Origin of the sequence: Burkholderia sp. AU39826, from assembly GCF_020419965.1 — a bacterium.
Taxonomy (GTDB): Bacteria; Pseudomonadota; Gammaproteobacteria; order Burkholderiales; family Burkholderiaceae; genus Burkholderia; species Burkholderia semiarida.
This window is the reverse complement of the sequence record NZ_JAIZQG010000007.1, coordinates 88,245-114,379: the sequence shown is the minus strand read 5'-3', so window position 1 is coordinate 114,379 and position 26,135 is coordinate 88,245. Positions and strand designations below refer to the sequence as shown.

The following is a 26,135-nucleotide window of genomic DNA, read 5'->3' as shown; positions in this document are numbered from 1 at the left end:
TATCCCGCTCTTGGCATGCTGCGCCCAATACTGTATAAATGTACAGTATTGGGCGCAGGCGAATGGGTGGGCACATGGACGATCGGTCCGACAACGAATTTCCGGTAGCGCCGCCCGTGCCCCGCAAGGGGCGCGGTGCGGTCGACAACCTGCAGGGGCGGTATGAAATCGCGCAGCGCGAAGCGGTCGACGACGGCTGGACGCACGAGTCCGACGATGCCGATTTCCCCGCGCCGCTGCGCACGCAGGTATTCGAGGAGCGGGCGAAGAGCATCCTCACGCACAACCAGTCGCCCGACATTCCGTTCAGCGTGTCGCTCAATCCGTATCGCGGCTGCGAGCACGGTTGCATCTACTGCTTCGCGCGGCCGACGCACAGCTATCTCGGGCTGTCGCCGGGGCTCGATTTCGAAAGCCGCATCTACGCGAAGGTGAACGCAGCCGAACTGCTCGAGCGCGAGATTTCGCGCAAGCGCTACGTGCCCGAGCCGATCGCGCTCGGCGTCAACACCGATGCGTACCAGCCGGTCGAGCGCGACCTGCGCATCACGCGCAGCGTGATCCAGGTGATGCGCGATCGCGGGCTGCCGTTCGCGGCGATCACGAAATCGTCGCTGATCGAGCGCGATCTCGACCTGCTCGCGCCGATGGCCGAACGCGGGCAGGTGATGGCGGCGGTCACGATCACGACGCTCGATGCCGAGCTCGCGCGCACGCTCGAGCCGCGCGCGGCCACCCCGGCGCGGCGGTTGCGCACGATCCGGGCGCTACGCGATGCGGGTGTGCCGGTCGGCGTGAGCATTGCACCGGTGATTCCGTTCGTCACCGAGCCAGACATGGAGCGCGTGCTCGAAGCCTGCGCGGAAGCCGGTGCGACGCATGCGAGCTACATCATCCTGAGATTGCCGTGGGAGGTCGCGCCGCTGTTCAAGCAGTGGCTTGCCGCGCATTTTCCCGATCGTGCGGAGCGCGTGATGAACCGCGTGCGCGACATGCGCGGCGGCAAGGATTACGATTCGGACTTCTCGAAACGGATGAAGGGCGAGGGGATCTGGGCCGACCTGTTGCGGCAACGCTTCCGTCAGGCCGTCAAGCGGCTCGGGCTGAACGAGCGCACGAACGGCATTCTGGATCTGTCGCGATTCCGCGGCGCGCCGGTCGCTGGAGTATCAGCGCCGCCTGTCGCGGTTCGAGCAGCCGGCGCGAAGTCGCGCGACGACATCCAGTTGAGCCTGTTCTGACCGACGAGCAACGTAGTCGCCGGTGTCCCGTATCGATCGTGCTGGCCGGGCTTACTGCGAAATCTGCTTGGCCGCTTGGACCTGCGATTCGAAGTACGTCTGGAACGACAGCGCGAGTGCGGTCATCAGCAGGAACGCGCCGATCAGCAGCGAGAAAATCACGACGAAGATCACGGTCCAGCCCGACTGGCTGTGCTTGCCGGTGTCCGCATTGAATTGCGCATCCCATTTTTCGTCGGGGCGCAGCCCGTAGACGAGGGCGGCGAGGAACGCCGCCAGCAGCGAGATTGCGCCGGGCACCGCGAGCCACCAGCCGAGGCCGGCGCTGCGCTGGGTTGCCGCGAGCAGCAGGAAGCCCGGGATGCCGACGATCGTCGCGAGCAGGTGGGCCCAGCCGTACACGTCGCGAAAGCCGTACAGATAGAAGCGGTGCGCACCGAGCGATCCGAGCAGGAACGCGAGGGCGGCGGTGAGCGTCTTGGAGCGGAAGCGGCGGGGTGATGCGGTGCTGCTGGACATGGATGGCGGCGTATTGTCGTTGGCTTGGGCGGCCGGCAAGCCGGCGCGGGCGCACGGCCCGGCACGCATTCTACGATGCCCGGTCGGGCCCGGTCACCCCTCGGCTGCGTCAAGGTGCCGCATAAGTCACGCGATAGATCGCGCCCGCGTAATCGTCGCTGACGAGCAACGAACCGTCCGGCAGCGGCAGTACGTCGGCCGGGCGTCCCCATACCGTGCCGTCGGGCCGCAGCCAGCCGGCGATGAACGGCGTCTGACGTGCGTGGCTGCCGTCCACGGGGGCGACCACGCGCATCACGCGGTAGCCGACCTTCGTGCTGCGGTTCCACGAGCCGTGTTCGGCGATGAAGACATTATTTCGATACGACGCAGGAAACATCGATCCGGTGTAGAAGCGCATGCCGAGCGCCGCCACGTGTGCGCCGAGTTTCAGGACGGGTGGTACATAACGGCGGCAGACGTCGGCGCTGCCGAATTCGGGGTCGGGCGTATCGCCGCCGTGGCAGTATGGAAAGCCGAAGTCGAGGCCGGCGCGCGGCGCACGGTTCAGCTCGTCGTCGGGTACGTCGTCGCCCATCATGTCGCGCCCGTTGTCGGTGAACCACAGCTCCCCTGAATCGGGGTGCCATGCAAAGCCGACCGTATTGCGTATGCCGCGGGCGAACACTTCGCGCCCACTGCCGTCGGCGTTCATTCGCGCAATGATCGCGTAGCGGCTGCGATCGGCGAGGCAGGCATTGCACGGAGCGCCGGTCGGTACGTAGAGCTTGCCATCGGGGCCGAACGCGATGAATTTCCAGCCGTGATGGTGGTCGGTCGGCAGCGCGTCGGTCACGACGACGGGGGCGGGCGGTCTGGCGAGCCGGTCGTCGATACGGTCGACGCGCAGGATACGCGACACGGCCGATATATAGAGAGCGCCATCGCGATAGGCGACGCCGACTGGCATATCGAGTCCGGACGCGATCACGTAGCGCGCGGTGATCCGACCCTCGCGCATCACGAATGCATGGACTCGGCCTTCCCGCGTGCCGACATACAGAATGCCGCGTGGCGACCACGCCATTTCGCGCGCGGCCGGCACCGCGTCCGTCAGCACTTCCACGTGGAAGCCGGGCGGCACGACGAGTTCGTTCACCGGCAACGGCGCGGCAAACGCCGGCAGGGAGACGAGGCAGGCAAGGCCGGCAAGCAGCGCCGCGAATCGGTGCTGCGCGCGGCGCGCGGGGGCGGCGCGAAAGGGCGGCATGACGGTCGGGAGCGTCGTGGACACGCCGATTGTATGCCTGCTGGACGGGCCGTCCGCGGATTTTTACGCGTAAGTGTTTGTTGTACCTCTGCTTTCCGGCTATAATCGCGTGTTTCAGTAGTTTCGAACCCGGTTTTCCCGAAGGACATCATATGGTTATCATCCGTCTGGCTCGTGGCGGCTCGAAGAAGCGCCCGTTCTACAACATCGTTGCTACCGATTCGCGCAACCGTCGTGACGGCCGCTTCATCGAGCGCGTCGGCTTCTACAACCCGGTCGCCACGAAGGGCGAATCGCTGCGTATCGCTCAGGATCGCCTGACGTACTGGCAAGGCGTTGGCGCGCAACTGTCGCCGACCGTCCAGCGTCTCGTGAAGGAAGCGCAAAAGGCGCAACCGGCTGCCTGACATGGCACGGTGTGCCGGTCGTGCCGGCTGTGAGGTGCATTGATGGCGGGTCACGATTCCGGTAATGCAAGGCGCGGGCGTGCGTCATTTGGCGCATTCGTCCGCAAGCCGGTCGAGCGCGACACGGTCGCGAACGCCGGTCAGGCTGCCGAACAAGGCAGTCCCGAAGCGACGCAAGCCTGGCCTGACGATGCCGTCGAGGTCGGGGCGGTGGTCGACGCCTACGGCCTGAAAGGCTGGATCAAGGTGGCGACGCATGCCGATGCCGGTCGCGGTGGCGACGCGCTGCTCAACGCGCGTCGCTGGTGGCTGGAACGCGGTGCGGAGCGGCTTTCCGCCCGCATCATGCAGTCGAAGACGCACAGCGACACTGTCGTTGCGCAACCCGCGGGCGTCAGCGACCGCGATGCCGCGCTGTCCATGCGCGGCTTTCGCGTGTTCGTGCGCCGGGAAGATTTCCCGGCACTGGCCGCGGACGAATTCTATTGGGTCGACCTGATCGGTCTCGACGTCGTCAACGAGCAATCGGTGGCGCTCGGGAAGGTGAGCGGGATGATCGACAACGGCGTGCATTCGATCATGCGTGTCGAGTATCCGGCGACCGGCAAAGACGGTCAGCCGACCACCGACGAGCGGTTGATTCCGTTCGTCGGCGTCTACGTCAAAACGGTGGATCAGGCGGCGCGTCGCATCGTCGTCGACTGGGAAGCCGATTACTGAAATGAACCAGGTTACCGAGCGCGCGGTGCAGTTCGACGTCGTCACGCTCTTTCCCGAGATGTTCCGCGCGCTGACCGACTGGGGAATCACCAGCCGGGCCGTGAAGCAGGGGCGCTTCGGGTTGCGCACCTGGAACCCGCGTGATTTCACGACGGACAACTACCGCACGGTCGACGATCGTCCGTACGGCGGCGGTCCGGGCATGGTGATGCTGGCCAGGCCGCTCGAAGCCGCGATCGACGCCGCGAAAGCGGCGCAGGCGGAGCAGGGCATCGCGAGCACGCGCGTCGTGATGATGTCGCCGCAAGGCGCGCCGCTCACGCATGATCGTGCGGTGCGGATGGCGCAGGAACCCGGCGTCGTCGTGCTGTGCGGCCGCTACGAAGCGATCGACCAGCGCTTGCTGGATCGTTGCGTCGACGAGGAAATCAGCCTCGGCGATTTCGTGCTGTCGGGCGGCGAACTGCCGGCGATGGCGCTGATGGATGCAGTCGTGCGGCTGCTGCCCGGCGTGCTGAACGATTCGCTGTCGGCCGTGCAGGACAGCTTCGCCGACGGTCTGCTCGATTGTCCGCACTACACGCGGCCCGAGGAATACGAGGGCGTGCGCGTGCCGGACGTGCTGCTCGGCGGGCATCATGCCGAGATCGAGAAGTGGCGGCGTCAGGAAGCATTGAGGAATACGTTGCGGAAGCGCCCGGACCTGATCGCCCGGGCGCGCCGCGAGAAGTTGTTGAGCCGGGCCGACGAGGCGTGGCTTGCGAACCTCGCACGCGAAGCGAAGGACGCCTCCTGAGGCGGCTGCGCGGGCGGGAATTGGCGGTGCCGTACATGCGTGTGCGGCGCCTGATGTGAATCCATCCTCTATCGGGGCCGAGCCTGGAAGCAGGCGGGTACGAACGCCGACACGATGGCATAAGGAGTCAGTAATGAATCTGATCGCAAAACTTGAGCAGGAAGAGATCGAGCGCGCGCTCGCCGGCAAGACGATCCCCGATTTCGCCCCGGGCGACACGGTGATCGTGAACGTGAACGTGGTTGAAGGTAACCGCAAGCGCGTTCAGGCTTACGAAGGCGTCGTCATCGCGAAGCGCAACCGTGGCCTGAACTCGAACTTCATCGTTCGCAAGATCTCGTCGGGTGAAGGCGTCGAGCGTACGTTCCAGACGTACTCGCCGCTGCTGGCAAGCATCGTCGTGAAGCGTCGCGGTGATGTGCGTCGTGCGAAGCTGTACTACCTGCGCGAGCGTTCGGGCAAGTCGGCTCGTATCAAGGAAAAGCTGGTGTCGAAGGATCGCGCCGCAGCAGCTTCCCAAGAGTAAGAGCTGTAAGGAAAAAGCACCCAACCGGGTGCTTTTTTCATTCTGGCGCGACAATATGCTCGATACGACACGAACCCGAGAGCCCCATTGAATCGCCGCCCCATCATCGATCCCGAAGTATTGCCGGTCGAAGGCACCGGCGCCGGCCTGCCTGTCATCGATTCCCGGCTGATGACGCCGTCCGGCCTGCGCGAACGTTTCTCACGCACGCTCGAATGGAGCGTCGAGCCCGGCGAGGCGAGGCTGCAGGAAGGTGTCGATCCGCGCAGCGCGGCCGTTCTCATGCCGCTCGTCGCACGCGAGACGGGCCTCACCGTACTGCTGACGCAGCGCGCCGATCACCTGAACGACCATGCCGGACAGATCAGCTTTCCGGGCGGCCGTCGCGAGCCGTTCGATCGAGACGCGACCGCCACCGCGTTGCGCGAGGCGAAAGAGGAAATCGGGCTGGCCGCCGAACGCGTCGAGATTCTCGGCGTGCTGCCCGACTACCTGACCGGCACGGGCTTCTGCGTGACACCGGTCGTCAGCCTCGTGCATCCGCCGTTCACCGTGCAGGCCGACACGTTCGAAGTCGCCGAGATTTTCGAAGTGCCGCTCGCGTTCTTGATGAATCCCGCGAACCATCAGGTCCGCGTGTTTCGGTGGGAAGGCGGCGAGCGTCGTTTTTTTGCCATGCCTTACCCGAACGGCGAAGCGGGCGGGCAATACTTCATCTGGGGCGCAACTGCCGCCATGTTTCGCAATCTGTATCGCTTCTTGGCCGCCGGCTAGGCGGGCGCGCCGGCCGGCGCGCGCGAGCGGCTGCCCGGCGACCGCGCCGGCAGCCATGCGCGGCTGACGCTGTGCTATCGTTATGCAAAAAATGACATAACTCCGAAGACGGCGCCACGCATGACTTTCTTTTCGGTTCTCCTCGCCCTCATCATCGAACAGGTCCGCGCGTTGTCGCCGAGCAATCCGGTGTTCGCGCTGTTCCAGTTTCATGCGGAAACCGTCGCGCATGGCCTCGACGCCGGCAAGCAGAAGCACGGGCTCCTCGCATGGCTCGCGGTCGTGCTGCCGTGGGTGCTGATCGTCGCGCTGGTCTATTTCCTGTTGTACAAGGTGAGCTTCGTGCTCGCGTTCATATGGAACGTCGTCGTCGTGTATTTCACGCTCGGCTTCCGTCAGTTCAGCCACTACTTCACCGATATCCATCTCGCGCTCAACAACGACGACGTGCCGCGCGCGCGCGAAATCCTGCATGAGTGGACGGGTATCGACACGGTCGACATGCCGGTCGGCGAAATCGTCCGCCATACGCTGATCCATGCGGTCGTCGCGTCGCATCGGCACGTCTTCGGCGTGTTCTTCTGGTACGTGCTGCCGATCGGTCCGGCCGGCGCCGTGTTGTACCGGATTTCCGAATACCTCGCGCGCAGCTGGTCGACGCCGGGCGACGATCGCACGGCCGCGTTCTCGACGTTCGCGCAGCGCGCGTTCTTCGTGATCGACTGGATTCCGTCCCGACTGACGGCGCTCGGCTTCGCGATCGTCGGCAATTTCGAGGATGCGATCTATGCATGGCGCAACCATACGCGCCAGTGGCCCGACCCGAACGACGGCGTGCTGCTGGCGGCCGGCAGCGGGGCGCTCGGTGCGCGTCTCGCCGGGCCGCTCGCGGAACCGTCGAGCCTCGATGCGCTGGCGGTCGGCGACAGCGGTCCGTTGACGGTTGGTGACGATTGCACGCCGCGCACGCTGCAGTCGGCAGTCGGCCTCGTGTGGCGCGCGGTGATCCTGTGGATGATCCTGCTGCTGATGCTGACGCTCGCCGTCTGGGTGTCGTGACGGCGCAGCGCAGTACCCGATGAAAGACAAAGGCCGGCTGGATGCCGGCCTTTTCGCTGTGGGTCGGCGCAGTGCGTTCAGTCGTCGAGCGGGTCGCGCACGGCGCCGCATTGCCAGCACGCGGTGAATTGCGCTTCAAGCGCTTCTCCGCACCGCCGGCAGCGCCACGGTGCCGCGCCGGCCGACGGGCCGTGCGACGCGGCATCGAGGAGCCGGCGGGCGAGTGCATCGTCGCGTTCGTCGTCGAGCCACAGCTCGGGCGTGCACGCGTCGGCGGGCAGGCCGCCGAGCGCGCCGGTCGCGTAGCGGTTGTGCAACTCGCAACCGATGCCGGCCACCTGGAGCACGTTGGCCCAATGCTGCGCGGTCGCGAGGTCGGGTGCCTTGAAACGCATCGCGGCTCCTGTCGATGAAGGCCGGCATGGCGCCGGCCGGCCGTCGCGCGATCAGCGGACGATCTGGCTCGCCTCGTGCACGAGTTGCGCGTACAGCGCGTGCCGCGACGGCGCGATACGGCCGTCGGCGACGGCTTCGAGGATCGCGCAGCCGGGCTCGTGCAGATGATGACAATTATAGAAACGGCAGTCCGCGAGCAGCGGCCGGAATTCCGGAAACGCGCGCTCGAGGCGGCCTTCGGTCAGGTGGTAGAGGCCGAATTCCTGGAAGCCCGGCGAATCGATCAGCGCACCGCCGCCTTCCAGCGGGTACAGGCGCGTGAACGTCGTCGTGTGACGGCCGCTGTTGAGCGCGGCCGAAATCTCGCGGGTCGCGGCTTCGGCGTCGGGCACGAGCAGGTTCACGAGCGTCGACTTGCCCATCCCGGACTGGCCGAGCAGGATCGTCGAATGCCCGGCGAGGTGCGGCATCAACTGCGCGCGCGCATCGTCCGGCGCGCCTTTCACCGACAGCTCGAGCACGTCGTAGCCGAGCGCGCGGTACGGCGCGAGGCGCTCGCGCGCGACCGGCAGCGCGGCCTCGACGTCGATCTTGTTCAGCACGACGAGCGGCTTCAGTTCGTTCGCTTCGGCCGCGATCAGCGCGCGGCCGAGCAGATCCTCGCTGAAATAGGGCTCGGTCGCGAGCACGATCAGCAACTGGTCGAGGTTCGCCGCGAACAGCTTCGACTTGAACTGGTCGGAGCGGTACAGCAGGTTGCGCCGTTCGCCGATCTCCACGATCACGCCCTGGTCGGCCGACGCGAGTTCGTACGCGACGCGGTCGCCGACCGCGATGTCGCTCTTCTTGCCGCGCGGGAAGCATTGAAGCATCGGGCCGCCGTCGTCGGGGGCGACGATGTAGTGGCGGCCGTGCGCCGCGATCACGCGGCCTTCGGCCCGTTGCGCGCCCGACGCGCGCGCGGCCGGCTTGCGGGAGGTCGGCCGGCTCATGCGTGCTGCAGCAGGCGGTCGATCCGCTGCGACGCGGGCGGATGCGAGTAATAGAAAGCCGTGTAGACGGGGTCGGGCGTGAGCGTCGACGCGTTGTCCTCGTAGAGTTTCACGAGCGCGCTGACGAGATCCTGTGCGTCGGTCTGGCTGGCCGCGAACGCGTCGGCCTCGAATTCGTGCTTGCGCGACGTGAGGCTGCTGAACGGCGTCGCGAAGAACAGGAACACGGGAATCGCGAGGAAGAACAGGACGAGCGCGGCGCCCGCGTTGCTGGTGTCGAGCGACGGCGTGACGCCGAGCCCCGTATAAAACCACGTGCGTTGCGCGAGCCAGCCGAGCAGCGCGAGCAGCACGAGGCTCAGCACGAACGACACGAGCATCCGCTTCATCACGTGGCGGCGCTTGAAGTGGCCGAGTTCGTGCGCAAGCACGGCTTCGATCTCCTGGCCGGACAGGCGCGCGAGCAGCGTGTCGAAGAACACGATCCGCTTCGATGCGCCGAAGCCCGTGAAGTACGCGTTGCCGTGCGCGGAGCGGCGGCTGCCGTCCATCACGAACAGGCCCTTGGCCGCGAAGCCGCAGCGCTTCATCAGCGACTCGATACGCGCGCGTAGCGCATCGTCCTTCAGCGGCTCGAACTTGTTGAAGAGCGGCGCGATGAAGGTCGGGTAGATCAGCAGCACGAGCATCTGGAACGCGACCCACACGATCCAGGTCCACAGCCACCACAGGTGGCCGGCCTGGTTCATCAGCCACAGCACGACGAACAGCAGCGGCAGGCCGAGCACGGCGCCGAGCAACGTGTTTTTCAGCATGTCGGTGAAGAACAGCCGCTTCGTCATCCGGTTGAAGCCGAAACGCTGCTCGATGCCGAACTGTCGGTAGTACTCGAACGGGACGTCGATCACGCCCGTGATCACGAGCACCGCGGCGACGAGGGCGACCTGCTGCCCGTAGCCGCGGCCGAGCCAGCCGGTCAGCAGCGTGTCGAGCGCGCCGACGCCGCCGAGCAGCGTGAGGCCGACCAGCACGGCCGCGCTGACGACGATCTCGAACATCGTCAGCCGGGTGCGCTCGACCGTGTAGTCGGCCGCGCGCTGGTGGGCGGTCAGCGGGATGGTGGCGCTGAACTGCGCGGGCACGCCGTTGCGGTGCGCGGCGACGAAGCGGATCTGCCGCGACGCGAGCCACAGCTTGGTGACGACCATCGCGAGCACGGCGATCGCGAACAGCAGGGTGAACGAAAAGGGTGACATCGAAGGCGCCAAAGGGTTCTATGCGAGAATTATATGTTCTTGCGGACCGGCCCCGCTCACGCGATGCCGGCCGCCCGGGCGGCGCCGCATCGGCGCGCCCGGTCCGCCATTTTCCAGGATGAATCATGACCGATACCGCCGCTTCCGCCAGCCAGCCCGCGCTCGTGCGCAACGAGTTGAACCTCGTCTGGCTCGACATGGAAATGACGGGCCTCGACCCGGATAACGACCGCATCATCGAGATCGCGGTCGTCGTGACCAATTCCACGCTCGACATCGCGGTCGAGGGCCCGGTGTTCGCGATCCACCAGAGCGACGAGACGCTCGCGAAGATGGACGACTGGAACAAGTCGACGCACGGCCGTTCGGGGCTGATCGACCGCGTGCGCGCATCGACCGTGACCGAGGCGGAAGCCGCCGCGCAACTGCAGGCGTTCCTCGCGCAGTACGTGTCGCCGGGCAAGTCGCCGATGTGCGGCAACTCGATTTGCCAGGACCGCCGCTTCATGGCGCGCTGGATGCCCGAATTCGAGCGGTTCTTCCACTACCGCAATCTCGACGTCAGTACGCTCAAGGAGCTGTGCCGCCGCTGGCAGCCGGCCATCTACAAGGGTTTTCAGAAGCGGGCGATGCACACGGCGCTTGCCGATATCCACGAGTCGATCGACGAGCTGAAGTACTACCGCGAGCATTTCCTGATTCCGGCCGCCTCGGCGCCGGCAGGCGATTCCGTGCCGGCCGCCTGAGCGGGCGGCGCGCGTGCGGCGCGCGGCAGATGCTCAGCGCCGCGCGCTTTTCGGCCGGAACGCCGCGACCACCGCGGCGTCGGTCTCGACATACGGGCCGCCGATCAGGTCGATGCAGTAGGGCACCGCGGCGAAGATGCCGGGCACGGTCGATTTGCCGTCGGCGTCGCGCAGCCCTTCCAGCGTTTCCCGGATCGACTTCGGCTGGCCGGGCAGGTTGATGATCAGCGCCGCATGGTCGGCCGTTTCGCGGATCACGGCGACCTGCCGCGACAGGATCGCGGTCGGCACGAAATTCAGGCTGATCTGCCGCATCTGTTCGCCGAATCCCGGCATTTCCTTCGTCGCCACGGCCAGCGTGGCTTCCGGCGTCACGTCGCGGCGCGCGGGGCCCGTGCCGCCCGTCGTCAGCACGAGGTCGCAGCCGGCGACGTCGACCAGTTCGGCGAGCGTGGCCGAGATCGTCGGCGCGTCGTCCTGGATCAGGCGCGTTTCGGCGCGCCACGGCGAAACCAGCGTGCCGGCGAGCCATTCCTGCAGCGCCGGAATGCCCTTGTCTTCGTAAACCCCCGTGCTCGCGCGGTCGCTGATCGACACGAGGCCGACCACGAGCTCGTCCGGGTGGTTACGCTTCGTCGTCATGGTCGTCTCCGGCGTCGTCGGCCGCTTCGTCGTCGCTGTCGGATGCGCCGCCCGCGGCCTTGATCCATTGGAACAGCTCGCGGAAATAGCGCGGCGGCTTGCCTTGCTGCGCTTCCTTGCGCGCGTTGCGGATCAGCGTGCGGCCTTCCTGGATGTCGGCGTCGGGGTGCTGGCGCAGGAATTCGGTCAGCGCGTCGTCGCTCGCGAGCAGTTGCTCGCGCGTGCGCTCGATCCAGTGCAGGCGGGCGGTGGCGGCCTTGTTCACGCCGCGTTGCGCGTCGAGCGCGGTGCGCAGCGCGGCCGTTTCGTCGTCGGTCAGCGAGCGCATCACGCGGCCGACGTACTGGAGCTGGCGGCGCTTGCCTTCGTGATCGGTGATCCGGCGCGCCTCGCGCACGGCGTCCGCGAGGTCCTCGGGCATCGGCATGCGCTTGAGCGCATCCTTCGGCAGGTCGACGAGCGCCTGGCCGAGTTCCTGCAGCGCGTGCATTTCGCGCTTCAACTGGGATTTGCTGGGGCGATCGTAGCCATGGTCGTCGTCATCGACGGCAGGTTCGATCGGCTGGATTCGGGTTTTGCGTGTCATGGGCCGCATTGTATCGCGGCGCGGACACCCCAAGCTTGTCTGTGCGCGGCCCCGGACCTTGCTATGATCGCGGGATACGCAACATTTTGACCATGCGGGCGCCCGCCCGCCACCGGATACCAAGACGATGGCAGCCAATCTCGACGTACAAGCGCGCTATTTCCCGCACACGCAGGACCAGCTCAAGGAAATTGCATCGGACATCCTTCGCCATGCGAAGGCGCTCGGCGCGACCGACGCCGCGACCGAAATCTCCGAGGGCGACGGCCTGTCGGTGTCGGTGCGCCGCGGCGAAGTCGAAACGATCGAGCACAACCGCGACAAGATGGTCGGCGTCACCGTGTTCATCGGTAAGAAGCGCGGCAACGCGAGCACGTCGGACTTCTCGCCGGCCGCGATCAAGGATACCGTCGCCGCCGCCTACAACATCGCGCGCTTCACGGCCGAGGACGAAGCGGCCGGCCTTGCCGAAGCCGAGTTGCTCGAAACCGACCCGCGCGACCTCGATCTGTACCATCCGTGGGCGCTGAGCGCCGACGAGGCCGTCGAGCTGGCGCGCCGCGCGGAAGACGCCGCGTTCGCGGTCAGCCCGCAGATTCGCAATTCGGAAGGCGCGAGCGTGTCGGCGCAGCACTCGCAGTTCGTGCTCGCGACGTCGCGCGGCTTCCTCGCCGGCTACCCGTACTCGCGCCACTACATTGCGTGCGCACCGATCGCGGGCAGCGGCCGTCACATGCAGCGCGACGACTGGTATTCGTCGAAGCGCAGCGCGATCGATCTCGCCGCGCCCGAAGCGGTGGGCCGCTACGCGGCCGAACGCGCGCTCGCGCGGATGGGCGCGCGCCGTCTCGACACGCGCAAGGTGCCCGTGCTGTTCGAGGCGCCGCTCGCGGCCGGCCTGCTCGGCGCATTCGTGCAGGCGGTGAGCGGCGGCGCGCTGTACCGCAAGACGTCGTTCCTCGTCGACAGCCTCGGCAAGCCGGTGTTCGCGCCGCATATCCAGGTCGTCGAGGATCCGCACGTGCCGCGCGCGATGGGCAGCGCGCCGTTCGACGAGGAGGGCGTGCGCACGCGTGCGCGCAGCGTCGTGAAGGACGGTGTCGTGGAGGGCTACTTCCTGTCGACCTATTCGGCGCGCAAGCTCGGCACGCAAACGACCGGCAACGCGGGCGGCTCGCACAACCTCGCGCTGCGCAGCTCGAACACACAGGCGGGCGACGACTTCGACGCGATGCTGAAGAAGCTCGGTACGGGCCTGCTGCTGACCGAGCTGATGGGGCAGGGCGTGAACTACGTGACCGGCGACTATTCGCGCGGCGCGGCGGGTTTCTGGGTGGAGAACGGCGTGATCCAGTATCCGGTCGAGGAAATCACCGTCGCCAGCACGCTGCAGGAGATGTTCCGCCATATCGTCGCGATCGGCGCGGATTCGATCGTGCGCGGCACGAAGGAAACCGGCTCGGTGCTGATCGAGCAGATGACGATCGCCGGGCAGTAAGCCGCACGCGGCGCAGGCCGACAGTCAACGAAAAACCCGACCGGCGTGAGCCGGTCGGGTTTTTTCATCGTGCGGAAGAAGGCGTCAGCCGCGCTTGCGTGTGTAGACGACGAACGCATAGCCGAACGCGTTCGGCGCGGCAGCCTGATGCGCGTCGCGCGAGACTTCCCGCCAGTGCGCGGCGTCGGGCGCCGGGAACGACGCGTCGCCGTCGAAGTCGGCATCGATCTCGGTGATGACCAGCTTGTCGGCGAGCGCGAGACCTTCCGCGTAGAGTTGCGCGCCGCCGATCAGGAATGCCTCGGCCACCCCGTCGCGCGCGGCGAGCGCCAGCGCGTCGGCGAGCGACGTGACCGTGTCGCAGCCTTCGAAACGGCGCGTGGGGTCGCGCGTGACGACGATGTTGCGGCGGCCGGGCAGCGGCCGGCCGATCGACTCGTGGGTCTTGCGGCCCATCACGATCGGCGCGCCCATCGTCGTGCGCTTGAAGAACGCGAGATCCTCGGGAAGTTTCCAGGGCAACTGGTTGTCGCGGCCGATGATGCCGTTGCGGGCACGCGCGACGATCAGGGTCAACGTCGTCATGAAGGTCGGGGAAGAGGGGACATGCAATGGGCCGATTTTACCGGAACGGCGGCGCGCGCCGGATTCCGCCTGCCCGCGTGGGCATCGGCGTGTGTTGCGCGGTGCGCCGCGACGCGGGATGCCCGCATCACGGCGGCCGTCCGAATAAAAAGAGTGCCCGCCGGGGGACGGAGCACCAAAACATTTTGCGTCGCGAGATCGGCGATACCGGTTCCGGTCGATGGCATCCCGTCCGACCGGATCGTCGGTTCAATACGCAATCCTGATTGAATTTAGACGGAAAATGATCAGGGATGCGTATTGCTTCGCGCGTTGCCTCCCATCGCATGCTGCATGTTGCCCGGTTGCGGTGCCGGCATCGGCAACTGGGGCGGCGGTGGAATCTCGTCCCACAGCGTCACGGAGGCCTGGCGCGCCGGCAGCGGTTGCGGCGCCGACACGGTCACGATACCGAACCCGTTGCCGTGCTGCCTGACCGGCACATTTTCGACAAGCAGCATCGCGCGATCCGGCCGCATGCCTTCGTCCGCGCATGCGGGGGCAGGCGGACCGGCGGCCGAAAGCAGGAGCGTCGTCGGCACGAAAGAAAGTAAAAGGATTTTTCGCATGGTGACTGTCTCCGGTCGTTTCCGTATTCAGCGAAATACATGCCACGATACCGGGAGCATTGCCGCCATTGCGATTCGCGCGCGAGCGTTGCGAATTGTGGCCGAAAACGCCTGAAAATGTTTCAGGCCTGAAACGAGGGGGCTCGGGAATATTGCTGATTCAACCAACCCGCTTCAAGGATGAAAATCGGCGCGTGTGTTGATGACGAAACCCTTCCTGCGCATGCGCTATGTGCAGATGATTGATCTGCATCGACCTCCTGAGCGATTCGGCCGGATCGCCATCGGCGCTGAAACGGGCTTGTCGTATGCTGCGCCCGTAACACGCTGTTTGATCAAAATAACTGGACGCAAGATAAGCGCCATCATGCGAGGCATTGTCGTTGCCGCGCATCGGCATGGCGAATCGAGCCACCTTGGGCTGACCCGATTCGATCCTTTTGCACGCGACCTGACGTGTGCGGCAATCGTTAGACGGTTGATGAACGGGGTGAGGATATGGGAGCCGATCAGCGGCACGTGATCTACTATTCGCGCGAACCGAACGATGCGTTGCGCGGCCATTTCGACGAATGCGGCTGGCGCGTCGATCTTGCCGAGACCGTGCGCGACGTGCGGCGCGTCGTGCAGCAGGGCGTGGCAACCGCCGGCCTGCTCGATTTTTCGCCGGGCTTCAAGCCATCGGATCTGCGCGAACTCGAATCCTGCCTGAGCATCCAGCACATCGGCTGGATCGCGGCGACGCGGCGCGGCCAGTTGCAGGACGCGACGTTGCGCCATCTCATCCGCGACTATTGCTTCGACTACGTGACGATGCCGTACGAAACGGCGCGCATCGTCGAGACCGTCGGCCATGCGCACGGCATGGTCGCACTGACCGATGCCGTCGCGCCGCCCGTCGGCGCCGGGCGTACCGAAGGCGAGATGGTCGGCACCTGCGATGCGATGCTCGGGCTCTTCAGGACGATCCGCCGTGTGGCGGCGACGGACGCACCGGTGTTCATCTCCGGCGAGTCGGGCACGGGCAAGGAGCTGACGGCGGTCGCGATTCACGAGCGGTCGTCGCGCGCGCAGGCGCCGTTCATCGCGATCAATTGCGGGGCGATACCGTCGACGCTGCTGCAGGCCGAACTGTTCGGCTATGAGCGCGGCGCATTCACCGGGGCGAACCAGCGCAAGATCGGCCGCGTCGAGGCGGCCAACGGCGGCACGCTGTTTCTCGACGAGATCGGCGATCTGCCGCTCGAAAGCCAGGCGAGCCTGTTGCGTTTCCTGCAGGAGGGCAAGATCGAGCGGCTCGGCGCGCACGTGTCGGTGCCGGTCGACGTACGCGTGATCTGCGCGACGCACGTGGACATGGAAGCGGCGCTGCGCGAAGGGCGCTTCCGCGAGGACCTGTTTCATCGGCTGTGCGTGCTGAAGATCGAGGAGCCGCCGCTGCGTGCGCGCGGCAAGGACATCGAGGTGCTCGCGCGCCACATGCTCGAGCGCTTCAAGGGCGATGCGCATCGCCGCCTGCGCGGTTTTTCCCCTGACGCGGTCGCGTCGCTGTACGGCTATTCGTGGCCCGGCAACGTGCGCGAGCTGATCAATCGCGTGCGCCGCGCGATCGTGATGTCGGAAGGTCGGATGATCACCGCGACCGACCTCGAACTGAGCGACTATGCGACGCTCGCGCCGGTGTCGCTGCTGGAGGCGCGCGAGGCGGCCGAACGGCAGGCGATCGAGCAGGCGCTGCTGCGCCATCGCGGCCGTTTCGCGGATGCCGCGCGGGAGCTCGGCGTGTCGCGCGTCACGCTCTACCGGCTGATGTGCGCGCACGGCATGCGCGAGCGCGGCGACACGCTGGCAGGGTTTTCGGCGCCGTTGCCGGAGCTTCCGCGCCACGCTTGCTAAAATTGGCGAGTGCGGCCGCCCCTCGCGGCCGAAGGAACCCGCATGAAACAGTATCTCGATCTCGTTCGTACCATTCTCGATACCGGCACCTGGCAGGAGAACCGCACGGGCATCCGCACCATCAGCATGCCGGGCGCGATGCTGCGTTTCGACCTGCAGCAAGGCTTCCCGGCCGTGACGACCAAGAAGCTCGCGTTCAAGTCCGCGATCGGCGAGCTGGTCGGCTTCCTGCGCGCATCGCGCAGCGCGGCCGATTTCCGCGCGCTCGGCTGCAAGGTGTGGGATGCGAACGCGAACGAGAACGCGCAGTGGCTCGCGAACCCGTATCGCCAGGGCGTGGACGATCTCGGCGACGTCTACGGCGTGCAATGGCGCCAGTGGCCGGGCTACAAGGTGCTCGACGCGAGCGCCGACGCGCAGATCGCCGATGCGACGCGCCGCGGCTTCCGGATCGTCACGCGTTTCGATGAGGACGGCACGTCGAAGGTGCTGCTGTACAAGGCGATCGACCAGTTGCGCCAGTGCCTGGACACGATCATCGAGAACCCGTCCGATCGCCGTATCCTGTTTCACGCGTGGAATCCGGCCGTGCTCGACCAGATCGCGCTGCCCGCATGCCATCTGCTGTACCAGTTCCTGCCGAACGCGACGAAGCGCGAAATCTCGCTGTGCCTGTACATCCGCAGTAACGACGTCGGCCTCGGCACGCCGTTCAACCTGACCGAAGGCGCCGCGCTGCTGTCGCTCGTCGGCCGGCTGACGGGCTACACGCCGCGCTGGTTCACGTATTTCATCGGCGACGCCCACATCTACGAGAACCAGCTCGACATGCTGCAACGGCAGCTCACGCGCGACCCGTACGAAAGCCCGCGGCTCGAGATCGCCGAGCGCGTGCCCGAGTACGCGAAGACGGGCGTCTATGCGCCGGAATGGCTGGAGCAGATCGAGCCGTCCGATTTCTCGCTCGTCGGCTATCGCCACCATGAGCCGCTGACCGCGCCGATGGCGGTCTGATCGCGCGGCGGGGCCGCGCGGTTTCATCGATCCGCACGCCGCAAAAAGGCTCGACCGGTATCAGCCGGTCGAGCCTTTTGTTTCATGTCCGCGGCACTTACTGGCGATGCCGCTCTTCGTGGCCGCCCTGCGGCGGCGGGCTGCTCGGGCGCGGCGCCTCGACGTGCGGCGCCGGCTGCGGGCGTGCTTCCATCCGGGGGGCGGGCATCGACGGGCGCGGTTCCATGCGGGGCGCCGGTTGTGGCCGCGGCTCCATGCGCGGCGCCTGCGGCTGCGAACGCGGCATGTCGTGCACCGCGGGCGCCGGCGGGCGGTACTCGTTTACGTGCGGCGGCGCGACTTCGCGACGGGGCGCCGGTTGAGCGAAGTCCGGGCGCGGTTGTGGCGCGGGGGCGGCCCGCTCCGGTTGCGGCTGCGCATGCCGGGCCGGCGTCGGGAAATCGGGGCGCGGATGCGGTTGCGGAATCTGCGCGGTATGGTCGGACTGCGGTTGCGGCAGCGCGCGAGGCGCTTCGTTGCGCCCACCGGATTGCCCACCCTGCGGAGCCGGCACGCCGTCCGGATGCGGGAGCGCCGCGCTGCGCACGGGCGGCAGCGCGTTCTGTCCCGCCGCGTGTAGCGCGGCAGCCGGAGCAGGGCGCTGATGCGCCATCGGCGTGTGCGGCTGCATCCACACGGGCGACGGCGCGTTGGGTGCGTGCGTATCGCCCGTCCGCGCCGGAACGTCGTTCGCGCCCGGCGGATGCGGGACGCCATTGCCGGGCGCGAACGCCTGATGCGGGATCGGATTGCCGGGCGCCTGCCGCGTGCCGCCGTTGGCGAAACGCGGTGCGTTGGGCGCTTCGCCGTTCGCCGGCCGCGCGACATTCGGCATGCCCGGCGCCGGTGCGCCCGGCTGTCCGGCCCGCACGTCGGCCGGCTGGCCTTCGCGCGGCGCGCGGGCCGGCTGCACGACCGGGCCGTGCGGATTCACGAGCTGCACGTTGTGCATCGCCCATGCGCCGCCGCCCGGCTTGCCCGGCACGCGGACCGGGCGAGCCGTATAGTCGGCCGGTACGTTCGTCTTCACGACGGGCGCACCGGCCCCCGGTACGCGCCCGCCCTGCTGCGCGAGGTGAGCGGCGGCCTGGTCGCGATACGCGGCCGGCACGGCCGGATTGCGCGTCGCCACGAACGGGTGCTGCGCGATCGCCGCCGGCGGGCGGTAGCCGGCATTGCGCAGCCCGCCGGTGAAACTCTGGCGCACCGGCGCGATGCCGGGCGTGCCCGGCATCACGTGCGCGTTGCGCCATTGCCGCGGATCGACGGGCTGCGCGAAGTGCGCGACCGGCTGGCCGTGCACGAACGCGGCGGCCGGCACGGCCGTGATCGCGTGCGGCGCGCGCAAGTTCACGTACGTCTTGTTGATGTTGGTGATATTGGTGATGTTCGTCACGTTCACGGTCTTGTTCACGTTGACGTTGTTCACCACGATGTTGCGGTTGACGCGGTCGTAGTAGTGCGGGCTCCAGCCGCCCCAGCCCGGATGCCACGCCTCGCCCGGGCCGAGCGCGAACCATGCGCAGCCGGCCGCGGCCACGCCGCCGACCGTGAGCGCGACGCTCCAGTCGGAACCGCCGCCGCCACCGCCGCCCACGAACGCGACGAGTGCCGGCGCGTAGACTGGCGGCTGGCTGACGACCATCGGGCCGGGCACCCATGCCCAACTGTCGTCGACGTACGCCCAGCGGCCGTAGTGATAGGGCGCGAAGCCCCACGGCGCGTCGTCGACCCAGGTCCAGCCCCACGGCGCCTGCCAGATCCAGTGACCGTCGTGATACGGCGCCCAGTCGGCCGGCGTGTTGTTCGGCACCCATACCGCGCCGTAATTCGGGGTTTCGCGCCATGTGCCGTTCGCGTCGAGATCCTGGTAGCCCGGAATGTCGCGGGACACGTACCGGGCCGACACCGAGCGCGCTTCGGCCGCGTCGCGGCTGGCGGCCCACTGGTCGAGCGCGTCGGGGGCCGGTGCGGCCGATTGCTGCGCGACCTGCAGGTCGGTGCCCGTGAACACGACCTGTTGGCCGGGCGACAGCGGATACTGTCCGTTGCTGCCGTAGACGGTCGCGCTGCCGCTGCGCACCGTCACCGTCGTGCTCGCGCCGTTCGGCGCGACATCGACGCGGTAGTCGCCCGGGCCCGTGATGCCGAGCGCGAGATTCGGCGTGTCGATTTCGTACGATCCGCCGGCCGGCAGATCGCGCACGTGCGTCGACACGGTGCCGAGCCCCACTTTCAACTGCGTCGTCGTGTCGTCGAGGTTCAGCACCGACAGGCTCGTCGATTCGCCGAGCCGCACCGCGGTCGAGCCGACGTGCAGTTCCGAACGCGCGCCGGCATCGTTCCAGAGCTGGTCGCCGGTCGTCAGCGGCCGGTTGACCGCCGCATACGACCACGTATCGGTGCCGGCCGGTTCGGTCGTCACGGCGCCCGACAGGTAATTGAGCCGCGCGACGCGGCCGGGCGGATCGCCGCCCGGTTGCCGTGCCGCGGCCATATTCGGCGGCGCGTCGACCGATTGCGCGAAGGCGGGCGGCAGCGCCGCAAGCGCGACGAACGCGAGCAGCGTGCAGCGGGCGGTGCGCTTGAGCGTGAACAGGGTGGCCATGGTGAGCGTCATTGTCGTGATGGCGGCGCGCCGATTCGTGCCGTCGAGTTCACAATATCCGCTTGGCCTGTTTCAAGGCACGGTGTTTTGTAAGTCGAGTGGCACGCGATGTAACAAAACCTCTCCATCGCGCGCCGTTGTCGTGCAGTTGCAATGCCGGCGTCAAGCGGACGTAAGCCACGCATCGAAAACCTGCTGCCCGCGCACCGTGACGCGCAGCACGCGCGGCCGGGCAGCACGCTCGATCCAGCCATGTGAACAGAAGCTATCGAGCAGCGCCGCGCCGAGCGCGCCGCCGAGGTGCGAGCGCCGCTCGCTCCAGTCGAGGCAGCCGCACGCGAAGCGGCGCCGGCGCGTGCGCTGCTGCGCGACGTCGATGCCCCATTGCGCGAGCGCCTGCGTGCCGAGCTCGGTGGTCTCGATCGCGTCGCCGTTTGCGAGCAGCCAGCCGCGCGCGGTGAGGCCGTCGAAGATGCGCACCGCGAGTTCGCCGGCCATGTGGTCGTAGCAGGTGCGTGCATAGCGCAGTTCGGCCGGGACCGCGCGCGACGGCGGCGGAACCGGGCGATGCGGCGCGGCCGCGCGGGCGACGTTGGCCATCGCTTCGAGCGAGGCCGCGATGTCGGCCGATGCAATGCGGTAGTAGCGATGCCGGCCGCGCACGTCGAGGGCCAGCAGGCCGCCTTCGGTCAGACGCGCGAGGTGCGCGCTGGCCGCGGACGGCGACAGCCCCGCGATCATCGTCAGTTCGCCGGCCGGGCGCGCGCTGCCGTCCATCAGCACCCACAGCATCGCGGCGCGGCCGGGATCGGCGAGCAGCGCGCCGATGCGGCTGAGGCCTGGAAAATGGTGGTCGTCTTGATCGGTCATCGTCGTGTCTCGTCGAGCGGGATGAGGGGCAGTGTAGTCGGTGCCCGCATTCGATGTTTCGTTTTCGGATGAAATGTCGAGCGCAGCGGCGGCGCCGCTGCGCGGACCGGCCGCGGGCGGTTGCAGGGCACGCGTAGAATGGCCGGACGCGGCGGCAACGGGCCGCCGCATGTGACGCGATGCGACGATGAAGACGATTTTCTGTGTGTTGGCGGCCGCGCTCCTTTGCGCGGCCTGTGGGCCCGGTGGCGCGGGCGCGACCGGAGCGCGCGGCGGCAGTATCGAGATGTACGGGACGATCGACCAGGGCATCACCGTGCGCCGGTGACCGGTGCCGTTCGGCTCGGGCCAGCGCAAGCCCGTTATTGGCGTGAACAGCTCTCGTCGGTATGGCCGCCGCAGCCCCGCCACACGGGGCTCGCCGCGACGCATTGCCGCGGTGCAACGTATAATGGCCCGATCACAGCGCCCCTGCCGCCTGGAGCCAGAACAATGCCCCAACCGTCCCCCGTGCCGGCCGCACTCGACCGCACCGAAACCGTATTCCGCTTCCTTGCCGAGCCTTCGTCCGTGAACTTCGGCGGCAAGGTGCATGGCGGCGCGCTGATGAAGTGGATCGACGAAGTCGCGTATGCGTGCGCGGCGGTCTGGTCGAGCCGCTATTGCGTGACGGTCAGCGTCGGCAACATCCGCTTCCAGCGTCCGATCCTGGTCGGCAATCTGGTCGAGCTGAAGGCGCGCGTCGTCGCGACGGGCCGTACCAGCATGCACATCCATGTGTCGGTGCACGCCGGCGATCCGAAGGGCGGCGTGTTGCGTCAGACGACCGATTGCCTCGTCGTGTTCGTCGCGGTCGACGAGAACGGCAACCCGGTGCCGGTACCGCCGTTCGTGCCGGAAACCGACGAGCAGCGGGTACTGGCGAAATATGCGGCCGACGTGCGGGCCGCGCTCGACAAGATCGTCGAGATGAAGCCGGAAGAAGTCGCGAAGGGCACCGTCTGAGTGCCGCGGGCGCCGCGCTCGTCGCGCCGCGCCCGTCGTTCCGCCGTTACCGCGTCCCGATCATCTGCTCGGGGCGTACCCAGGCATCGAATTCCGCTTCCGTCAGGTAGCCGAGCGCGAGCGCGGCCGCCTTCAGCGTCGTGCCTTCCTTGTGCGCCTTCTTCGCGATCTGCGCGGACTTGTCGTAGCCGATGTGCGGATTGAGCGCCGTCACGAGCATCAGCGATTCGTTCAGCAGCAGGTCGATCCGCGAACGGTTCGGCTCGATGCCCACCGCGCAGTGATCGTTGAAGCTCTGCGCGCCGTCGGCGAGCAGCCGCACCGACTGCAGCACGTTGTGCGCGATCATCGGCCGGAACACGTTCAGCTCGAAATTGCCGCTCGCGCCGCCGACGTTGACCGCGACGTCGTTGCCGAACACCTGGCAGCACAGCATCGTCACGGCTTCCGACTGCGTCGGATTCACCTTGCCCGGCATGATCGAGCTGCCCGGCTCGTTTTCCGGAATCGATAGCTCGCCCAGCCCGCAGCGCGGCCCGCTCGCGAGCCAGCGCACGTCGTTCGCGATCTTCATCAGGCTCGCCGCGACCGTCTTCAGCGCGCCGTGCGCGAACACCAGCGCGTCGGCGGCCGCCATCACCTCGAACTTGCTCGGCGCGGTCACGAACGGCAGCTTCGTCAGACGGCCGATCTCGTCGGCCACGCGCACCGCGAACGCCGGATGCGCGTTCAGCCCCGTGCCGACCGCGGTGCCGCCGAGCGCGAGCTCGTACAGGTGCGGCAGCGCCGATTCGACGTGACGGATGCCCTGGTCGAGCTGCGCGACGTAGCCGGAGAACTCCTGGCCGAGCGTGAGCGGCGTCGCGTCCTGCAGGTGCGTGCGGCCGATCTTCACGATGTCGGCGAATGCCTTCGACTTCGCGTCGAGCGTCGCGCGCAGCGTGCGCAGCGCCGGCAGCAGGTGGTTGACGATCGCATACGCGGCCGCGATGTGCATCGCGGTCGGGAACACGTCGTTCGACGACTGGCCGCGGTTCACGTCGTCGTTCGGATGAACCTTGCGCGCCTCGCCGCGCTCGCCGCCCATCAGCTCGCTCGCGCGGTTCGCGATCACCTCGTTGAGGTTCATGTTGGTCTGCGTGCCGGAGCCCGTCTGCCACACCGCGAGCGGGAATTCGCGCGGATGCTTGCCGGCGATGATCTCGTCGGCGGCCGCGATGATCGCGTGTGCCTTGTCGTCGGCGAGCACGCCGAGCGACTGGTTGACGGCCGCCGCGGCGCGCTTGACGATCGCGAGCGCGTGGATCAGCTCGGGCGACTGCTTCTCCGTCGAGATCCGGAAATTCTGCAGCGAGCGCTCGGTCTGCGCGCCCCAGAGCCGGTCGGCCGGCACGGCGATCTCGCCGAACGTGTCGCGTTCCATCCGAACTGCTTCGTTCATGATGCACTCCTCCTGGAAAGGGGAAAGGCCGCGCGTCGTCGCGCGGCGTCAGACGTAATCAGACGTATCGTGAGGCAGTCGCGCCGCTTGCGCGGCGTCTCGAGGTGCTCAGCCGACAAGGATAGCGCCGGCCGCGATTTCGTGTCGTGTCGCGCCCAGGGCGCGTTGCGCGCGCAAACAGGCGCTAGCGCGCCGCCGCGATGAGCGAGGTGGTCTTGCGGTGAAAGCGCCAGGCCATCAGCGCGGCGACGCTCGCGAGGCCGGCCGCGAGCCCCCACCACAGGCCGCGCGCGCCCAGGCCGGCGTGGAACGCGAACCAGTAGCCGGTCGGGAAGCCGATGCCCCAGTAGCCGAAGGTCGCGGCGAGCATCGGGATGCGCGTGTCCTTCAGGCCGCGCAGCGCACCCGACGCGACGGTCTGCATCCCGTCGACGATCTGGAACACCGCGGCGATGCCGAGCAGCGACGCGGCGAGCGATACCGTCGCCGCATTGGCCGGATCGTCGAGGTGCAGGTACAGGCCGACGATCGTATGCGGCGCGACGATCATCACGAGGCCCGACAGCGACATGAAGCCGACGCCGAGCGCGAGCGCGACGAAGCCCGCGTGCCGCGCGGCGACGGGCGAGCCCGCGCCGACCCAGTAGCCGACGCGCACGTTCGCCGCCTGGCCGATCGCGAGCGGCACCATGAACGACACCGACGCGACGTTCAGCGCGATCTGGTGCGCGGCGAGCGACGTCGCGCCCAGCACGCCGACCGTGAGGCCGGTGGCGAGAAAGAGCGTCGATTCGACGCCATACGTGATCGCGACCGGCCAGCCGATGCCGATCAGCTCGCCCATCACGGGCAGCTTCGGGCGCGCGGCGGTCACGAAATGGCGAAAGCGCTGCCGGCCGTGCAGCAGCCAGATCAGCGCGAGCGCGGTGAGCCAGATCGTGATCGTCGTCGCGACGGCCGAGCCGAGAAAGCCCAGGCGCGGCAGCCCGAATGCGCCGTGGATCAGCCCGTAGTTCAGCACGCCGTTGACGCCGACGCCGCCGATCGACACCCACAGCAGCCGCCGCGCGGCGCCGATCGCCGGCAGGAACGCGCGCATCAGCCCGACGCCGATCAGGCTGCCGAGCGCCGCGAAGCGCAGGATGCCCGTGTATTCGCCGACGTGATGCGCGAGCAGCGGCGGCTCGTGGAACATCAGCAGGATCGGTTCGGCGAGCGACAGCGCGACGATGGCCGGAATCGCGAGCAGCACGGACAGCGCGAAGCCGGTCCAGTAGATGTGCGGCACGCGGTCCTCGGCCTGCGCGCCGCGCGCATGCGCGACGCTCACGCTGACCGACGACAGCACGCCTTGCAGGATCGTCACGATCACGAAGAAGAAGTTCGCGCCGAGCCCGCCCGCCGCGAGCGAATCGGGGCCGAGCGAACCGAGCAGCACCGTGTCGGTGACGCTCATCGCCATCTGGGAAAGTTGCGCGATCGCGAGGGGCGCGGCGAGGCGCGCGGTATCGGCGGCATGACTGGACAAGGACGGCGGCGCGGCGGCCGTCCGCGTGAGACCGGAATGCGACATGGAATGGGCGCTCGCGCGGGTGCGGGCCCGCGCTCTGTGTATTTATTTTGAGAGACGGCTAGCTTACGGCTTTATGCGTACCGTGTCGAACGCGTGCGCCGATGGCCATGTCACGGGCAGGGGAACCGCCGCGGTCGCTACGCTTCGCGTACCGCGATGCGCGTGTCGCCGAGCAGCACGACCTGGCCCGCGCGGATCTTGCAGGTCTTGCGAAGCTCGACCGCGCCGTCGACCTTCACGGCGCCGGACGCGACGATCAGCTTCGCGGTGCCGCCGCTGTCCGCGAGGCCGGTGATCTTGAGCAGGTTGTGCAACTCGACGTATTCGCCGGTCAGCGTGAAATCCAGATTGGGCATGACGAGGAAGGTGCGCAACGCGCGGAAGGAAACGCTCCGCATCATACGGCACCGCGCGTCGGCACGCGAGCGCGGGGTGGTCGCCGGCGGATGTAAAGGACTGTGAGCGATTCGTCAGCAAATGAAACGGTGGGTAACAGTCTGAGAGATTCGCGAACCGGCTGCGCGGGCCGCCGGTCTTCTGTCGTACCTGCCGCGTGTTGCGGTGGGGCATGCAACGGACCGCATCGCCGTGGTCCGGGCGCACAACTTCTTGAGGAGAATTGCCATGTCCAAGATTCGTACGATGCTGATCGGTGCCGCGCTGACGGCGTTCGCCACTTCGGCCGCATTCGCCCAGACGGGCACGACCACGCAAGGCGCGGCCGGTGCCGGCGTGCAGGCGCAGACGCCGGCGGCAGGTGCCGGTGCAGGCATGCAGGGTGGTGCCGGCGCGAACGCGTCGGGCAATGCGACGACCGGTGCGACCGATGCGGTCGGCGCGGCAGCCGATGGCGCGAAGGACACGACGTCGTCGGCGGTCCATTCGACCAAGAAGCACACGAAGCATGCGGCGAAGTCGGCCAAGAGCCATGCGGGTTCGGCCAAGGCGAAGGCGAAGGCCGACGACGCGACCGAGGGCGGTGCATCGGTCGGCACGCAGGGCGGTGCATCGGCCCAGGGCACCACGCAGTAAGCGGTGCGCGGCGCCGTCGCGCTGCTCGCCTTCGGACGACGCGTCGCGACGGGCGAT

General features: G+C 67.7%; 29 protein-coding genes. 15 read left to right on the top strand and 14 right to left on the bottom strand.

The window, feature by feature from the left end; translation table 11 throughout:
• Positions 1–62 precede the first annotated feature (62 nt).
• On the top strand, positions 63–1,241 hold the full coding sequence (locus LGM42_RS15715; RefSeq protein ID WP_226232630.1) for a PA0069 family radical SAM protein: 1,179 nt from the start codon (positions 63–65) through the stop codon (positions 1,239–1,241).
• A 51-nt stretch (positions 1,242–1,292) separates the two neighbouring features.
• Here LGM42_RS15715 and LGM42_RS15710 read toward each other — a convergent pair whose 3' ends face one another.
• Both LGM42_RS15710 and LGM42_RS15705 read right to left on the bottom strand, forming a co-directional pair.
• Complete coding sequence (locus LGM42_RS15710) at positions 1,293–1,760, bottom strand: NINE protein (protein ID WP_059574326.1); 468 nt, start codon at positions 1,758–1,760, stop codon at positions 1,293–1,295.
• A 109-nt stretch (positions 1,761–1,869) separates the two neighbouring features.
• Positions 1,870–3,009 (bottom strand): PQQ-dependent sugar dehydrogenase, encoded by a 1,140-nt coding sequence (locus LGM42_RS15705; RefSeq protein ID WP_226232666.1) that lies wholly within the window; start codon positions 3,007–3,009, stop codon positions 1,870–1,872.
• Positions 3,010–3,161: 152 nt separating this feature from the next.
• Between LGM42_RS15705 and rpsP the strand changes: the two genes are divergently transcribed.
• The 6 genes from rpsP (at position 3,162) to LGM42_RS15675 (ending at position 7,291) form a co-directional block, all read left to right on the top strand.
• Positions 3,162–3,416 carry a 30S ribosomal protein S16 gene (gene rpsP / locus LGM42_RS15700; protein ID WP_006476550.1) on the top strand — a complete coding sequence of 85 codons (255 nt, stop codon included), beginning with the start codon at positions 3,162–3,164 and terminating at the stop codon, positions 3,414–3,416.
• Between the two features lie 42 nt (positions 3,417–3,458).
• A complete protein-coding gene (gene rimM, locus LGM42_RS15695) occupies positions 3,459–4,136 on the top strand; it encodes a ribosome maturation factor RimM (protein ID WP_060313183.1) in 678 nt (225 codons plus the stop codon).
• Position 4,137: 1 nt separating this feature from the next.
• The gene (trmD, locus tag LGM42_RS15690) at positions 4,138–4,932 is read left to right on the top strand and encodes a tRNA (guanosine(37)-N1)-methyltransferase TrmD (protein ID WP_059638231.1); all 795 of its coding nucleotides are present in this window, start codon (positions 4,138–4,140) and stop codon (positions 4,930–4,932) included.
• Between the two features lie 133 nt (positions 4,933–5,065).
• Entirely contained in the window at positions 5,066–5,458 is a 393-nt protein-coding gene (gene rplS, locus LGM42_RS15685) for a 50S ribosomal protein L19 (protein ID WP_059574047.1), read from the top strand.
• Between the two features lie 87 nt (positions 5,459–5,545).
• Positions 5,546–6,232 (top strand): CoA pyrophosphatase, encoded by a 687-nt coding sequence (locus LGM42_RS15680; RefSeq protein ID WP_060313186.1) that lies wholly within the window; start codon positions 5,546–5,548, stop codon positions 6,230–6,232.
• 120 nt (positions 6,233–6,352) lie between these two features.
• The gene (locus LGM42_RS15675; RefSeq protein WP_059574045.1) at positions 6,353–7,291 is read left to right on the top strand and encodes a CobD/CbiB family protein; all 939 of its coding nucleotides are present in this window, start codon (positions 6,353–6,355) and stop codon (positions 7,289–7,291) included.
• 77 nt (positions 7,292–7,368) lie between these two features.
• On the opposite strand, the gene LGM42_RS15670 is transcribed toward LGM42_RS15675, so the two are convergent.
• Genes LGM42_RS15670 through LGM42_RS15660 form a run of 3 tightly spaced genes read right to left on the bottom strand, consistent with a single transcriptional unit; the run spans position 7,369 to position 9,935 of the window.
• Positions 7,369–7,686: a putative signal transducing protein gene (locus LGM42_RS15670; RefSeq protein ID WP_226232629.1), complete on the bottom strand. Its 318-nt coding sequence runs from the start codon at positions 7,684–7,686 to the stop codon at positions 7,369–7,371.
• 51 nt (positions 7,687–7,737) lie between these two features.
• Complete coding sequence (gene rsgA, locus LGM42_RS15665; RefSeq protein WP_059574044.1) at positions 7,738–8,679, bottom strand: ribosome small subunit-dependent GTPase A; 942 nt, start codon at positions 8,677–8,679, stop codon at positions 7,738–7,740.
• Positions 8,676–9,935, bottom strand: coding sequence for a M48 family metallopeptidase (locus LGM42_RS15660; protein ID WP_059574043.1), 1,260 nt, complete (start codon positions 9,933–9,935; stop codon positions 8,676–8,678). The genes rsgA and LGM42_RS15660 overlap by 4 nt, the downstream gene beginning before the upstream one ends.
• A 125-nt stretch (positions 9,936–10,060) precedes the next feature.
• On the opposite strand from LGM42_RS15660, the gene orn reads away from it, so the two are divergent.
• Positions 10,061–10,681 (top strand): oligoribonuclease, encoded by a 621-nt coding sequence (gene orn, locus LGM42_RS15655; protein ID WP_040143720.1) that lies wholly within the window; start codon positions 10,061–10,063, stop codon positions 10,679–10,681.
• Between the two features lie 33 nt (positions 10,682–10,714).
• Here the strand turns inward: orn and mog are convergent, their stop codons facing one another.
• Together mog and yjgA are read right to left on the bottom strand one after the other, a co-directional pair.
• On the bottom strand, positions 10,715–11,323 hold the full coding sequence (mog, locus tag LGM42_RS15650) for a molybdopterin adenylyltransferase (protein ID WP_226232628.1): 609 nt from the start codon (positions 11,321–11,323) through the stop codon (positions 10,715–10,717).
• Positions 11,307–11,909 carry a ribosome biogenesis factor YjgA gene (gene yjgA / locus LGM42_RS15645; protein WP_319001453.1) on the bottom strand — a complete coding sequence of 201 codons (603 nt, stop codon included), beginning with the start codon at positions 11,907–11,909 and terminating at the stop codon, positions 11,307–11,309. Before yjgA ends, mog begins: the two co-directional genes overlap by 17 nt.
• Positions 11,910–12,036: 127 nt before the next feature.
• Between yjgA and pmbA the strand changes: the two genes are divergently transcribed.
• Complete coding sequence (pmbA, locus tag LGM42_RS15640) at positions 12,037–13,407, top strand: metalloprotease PmbA (RefSeq protein ID WP_059574040.1); 1,371 nt, start codon at positions 12,037–12,039, stop codon at positions 13,405–13,407.
• A gap of 84 nt (positions 13,408–13,491) precedes the next feature.
• On the opposite strand, the gene LGM42_RS15635 is transcribed toward pmbA, so the two are convergent.
• Both LGM42_RS15635 and LGM42_RS15630 read right to left on the bottom strand, forming a co-directional pair.
• The gene (locus tag LGM42_RS15635; RefSeq protein WP_226232626.1) at positions 13,492–13,992 is read right to left on the bottom strand and encodes a dihydrofolate reductase; all 501 of its coding nucleotides are present in this window, start codon (positions 13,990–13,992) and stop codon (positions 13,492–13,494) included.
• Between the two features lie 287 nt (positions 13,993–14,279).
• On the bottom strand, positions 14,280–14,492 hold the full coding sequence (locus tag LGM42_RS15630) for a hypothetical protein (RefSeq protein WP_226093723.1): 213 nt from the start codon (positions 14,490–14,492) through the stop codon (positions 14,280–14,282).
• Positions 14,493–14,802: 310 nt separating this feature from the next.
• Between LGM42_RS15630 and LGM42_RS15625 the strand changes: the two genes are divergently transcribed.
• From LGM42_RS15625 to LGM42_RS15615, 3 genes are read left to right on the top strand one after another with little or no spacing between them, the layout of a single operon-like run.
• Positions 14,803–15,123, top strand: coding sequence for a hypothetical protein (locus LGM42_RS15625; RefSeq protein WP_185716486.1), 321 nt, complete (start codon positions 14,803–14,805; stop codon positions 15,121–15,123).
• Complete coding sequence (locus LGM42_RS15620; protein ID WP_060313194.1) at positions 15,099–16,496, top strand: sigma-54 dependent transcriptional regulator; 1,398 nt, start codon at positions 15,099–15,101, stop codon at positions 16,494–16,496. The genes LGM42_RS15625 and LGM42_RS15620 overlap by 25 nt, the downstream gene beginning before the upstream one ends.
• A 42-nt stretch (positions 16,497–16,538) precedes the next feature.
• The gene (locus LGM42_RS15615) at positions 16,539–17,510 is read left to right on the top strand and encodes a thymidylate synthase (protein WP_059574036.1); all 972 of its coding nucleotides are present in this window, start codon (positions 16,539–16,541) and stop codon (positions 17,508–17,510) included.
• A 97-nt stretch (positions 17,511–17,607) separates the two neighbouring features.
• On the opposite strand, the gene LGM42_RS15610 is transcribed toward LGM42_RS15615, so the two are convergent.
• The gene (locus LGM42_RS15610) at positions 17,608–20,157 is read right to left on the bottom strand and encodes a DUF6600 domain-containing protein (RefSeq protein WP_226232625.1); all 2,550 of its coding nucleotides are present in this window, start codon (positions 20,155–20,157) and stop codon (positions 17,608–17,610) included.
• Between the two features lie 162 nt (positions 20,158–20,319).
• On the bottom strand, positions 20,320–21,027 hold the full coding sequence (locus LGM42_RS15605) for an ArsR/SmtB family transcription factor (RefSeq protein WP_059638245.1): 708 nt from the start codon (positions 21,025–21,027) through the stop codon (positions 20,320–20,322).
• A 187-nt stretch (positions 21,028–21,214) separates the two neighbouring features.
• On the opposite strand from LGM42_RS15605, the gene LGM42_RS15600 reads away from it, so the two are divergent.
• Together LGM42_RS15600 and LGM42_RS15595 are read left to right on the top strand one after the other, a co-directional pair.
• On the top strand, positions 21,215–21,355 hold the full coding sequence (locus tag LGM42_RS15600; protein WP_226232624.1) for a hypothetical protein: 141 nt from the start codon (positions 21,215–21,217) through the stop codon (positions 21,353–21,355).
• A 164-nt stretch (positions 21,356–21,519) separates the two neighbouring features.
• Positions 21,520–22,032, top strand: coding sequence for an acyl-CoA thioesterase (locus LGM42_RS15595; RefSeq protein ID WP_023475851.1), 513 nt, complete (start codon positions 21,520–21,522; stop codon positions 22,030–22,032).
• 46 nt (positions 22,033–22,078) lie between these two features.
• On the opposite strand, the gene fumC is transcribed toward LGM42_RS15595, so the two are convergent.
• The 3 genes from fumC to LGM42_RS15580 all read right to left on the bottom strand — a co-directional run bounded on the left by fumC (position 22,079) and on the right by LGM42_RS15580 (position 25,402).
• Positions 22,079–23,473, bottom strand: coding sequence for a class II fumarate hydratase (gene fumC / locus LGM42_RS15590; protein WP_059574034.1), 1,395 nt, complete (start codon positions 23,471–23,473; stop codon positions 22,079–22,081).
• Between the two features lie 184 nt (positions 23,474–23,657).
• Positions 23,658–25,046 (bottom strand): multidrug efflux MATE transporter NorM, encoded by a 1,389-nt coding sequence (gene norM, locus LGM42_RS15585; RefSeq protein ID WP_059574033.1) that lies wholly within the window; start codon positions 25,044–25,046, stop codon positions 23,658–23,660.
• Between the two features lie 137 nt (positions 25,047–25,183).
• Positions 25,184–25,402, bottom strand: a complete 219-nt coding sequence (locus LGM42_RS15580) for an RNA-binding S4 domain-containing protein (RefSeq protein WP_006486208.1) — start codon at positions 25,400–25,402, stop codon at positions 25,184–25,186.
• A 268-nt stretch (positions 25,403–25,670) separates the two neighbouring features.
• Between LGM42_RS15580 and LGM42_RS15575 the strand changes: the two genes are divergently transcribed.
• On the top strand, positions 25,671–26,078 hold the full coding sequence (locus LGM42_RS15575) for a hypothetical protein (RefSeq protein WP_226232623.1): 408 nt from the start codon (positions 25,671–25,673) through the stop codon (positions 26,076–26,078).
• The last annotated feature ends 57 nt before the right edge of the window (positions 26,079–26,135 follow it).

Coding starts and splice junctions, on each gene's coding strand:
- LGM42_RS15620 (WP_060313194.1), top strand. CDS start 15,099: ATGGGAGCCGATCAGCGGCACGTGATCTACTATTCGCGCGAACCGAAC.
- rpsP (WP_006476550.1), top strand. CDS start 3,162: ATGGTTATCATCCGTCTGGCTCGTGGCGGCTCGAAGAAGCGCCCGTTC.
- LGM42_RS15630 (WP_226093723.1), bottom strand. CDS start 14,492: ATGCTGCTTGTCGAAAATGTGCCGGTCAGGCAGCACGGCAACGGGTTC.
- LGM42_RS15610 (WP_226232625.1), bottom strand. CDS start 20,157: ATGGCCACCCTGTTCACGCTCAAGCGCACCGCCCGCTGCACGCTGCTC.
- fumC (WP_059574034.1), bottom strand. CDS start 23,473: ATGAACGAAGCAGTTCGGATGGAACGCGACACGTTCGGCGAGATCGCC.
- LGM42_RS15635 (WP_226232626.1), bottom strand. CDS start 13,992: ATGACGACGTTGACCCTGATCGTCGCGCGTGCCCGCAACGGCATCATC.
- LGM42_RS15710 (WP_059574326.1), bottom strand. CDS start 1,760: ATGTCCAGCAGCACCGCATCACCCCGCCGCTTCCGCTCCAAGACGCTC.
- yjgA (WP_319001453.1), bottom strand. CDS start 11,909: ATGACACGCAAAACCCGAATCCAGCCGATCGAACCTGCCGTCGATGAC.
- LGM42_RS15715 (WP_226232630.1), top strand. CDS start 63: ATGGGTGGGCACATGGACGATCGGTCCGACAACGAATTTCCGGTAGCG.
- LGM42_RS15600 (WP_226232624.1), top strand. CDS start 21,215: ATGAAGACGATTTTCTGTGTGTTGGCGGCCGCGCTCCTTTGCGCGGCC.
- LGM42_RS15575 (WP_226232623.1), top strand. CDS start 25,671: ATGTCCAAGATTCGTACGATGCTGATCGGTGCCGCGCTGACGGCGTTC.
- LGM42_RS15705 (WP_226232666.1), bottom strand. CDS start 3,009: ATGCCGCCCTTTCGCGCCGCCCCCGCGCGCCGCGCGCAGCACCGATTC.
- rsgA (WP_059574044.1), bottom strand. CDS start 8,679: ATGAGCCGGCCGACCTCCCGCAAGCCGGCCGCGCGCGCGTCGGGCGCG.
- orn (WP_040143720.1), top strand. CDS start 10,061: ATGACCGATACCGCCGCTTCCGCCAGCCAGCCCGCGCTCGTGCGCAAC.
- norM (WP_059574033.1), bottom strand. CDS start 25,046: ATGTCGCATTCCGGTCTCACGCGGACGGCCGCCGCGCCGCCGTCCTTG.
- LGM42_RS15625 (WP_185716486.1), top strand. CDS start 14,803: ATGACGAAACCCTTCCTGCGCATGCGCTATGTGCAGATGATTGATCTG.
- LGM42_RS15580 (WP_006486208.1), bottom strand. CDS start 25,402: ATGCCCAATCTGGATTTCACGCTGACCGGCGAATACGTCGAGTTGCAC.
- rplS (WP_059574047.1), top strand. CDS start 5,066: ATGAATCTGATCGCAAAACTTGAGCAGGAAGAGATCGAGCGCGCGCTC.
- LGM42_RS15675 (WP_059574045.1), top strand. CDS start 6,353: ATGACTTTCTTTTCGGTTCTCCTCGCCCTCATCATCGAACAGGTCCGC.
- LGM42_RS15605 (WP_059638245.1), bottom strand. CDS start 21,027: ATGACCGATCAAGACGACCACCATTTTCCAGGCCTCAGCCGCATCGGC.
- pmbA (WP_059574040.1), top strand. CDS start 12,037: ATGGCAGCCAATCTCGACGTACAAGCGCGCTATTTCCCGCACACGCAG.
- rimM (WP_060313183.1), top strand. CDS start 3,459: ATGGCGGGTCACGATTCCGGTAATGCAAGGCGCGGGCGTGCGTCATTT.
- LGM42_RS15670 (WP_226232629.1), bottom strand. CDS start 7,686: ATGCGTTTCAAGGCACCCGACCTCGCGACCGCGCAGCATTGGGCCAAC.
- mog (WP_226232628.1), bottom strand. CDS start 11,323: ATGACGACGAAGCGTAACCACCCGGACGAGCTCGTGGTCGGCCTCGTG.
- LGM42_RS15615 (WP_059574036.1), top strand. CDS start 16,539: ATGAAACAGTATCTCGATCTCGTTCGTACCATTCTCGATACCGGCACC.
- trmD (WP_059638231.1), top strand. CDS start 4,138: ATGAACCAGGTTACCGAGCGCGCGGTGCAGTTCGACGTCGTCACGCTC.
- LGM42_RS15660 (WP_059574043.1), bottom strand. CDS start 9,935: ATGTCACCCTTTTCGTTCACCCTGCTGTTCGCGATCGCCGTGCTCGCG.
- LGM42_RS15595 (WP_023475851.1), top strand. CDS start 21,520: ATGCCCCAACCGTCCCCCGTGCCGGCCGCACTCGACCGCACCGAAACC.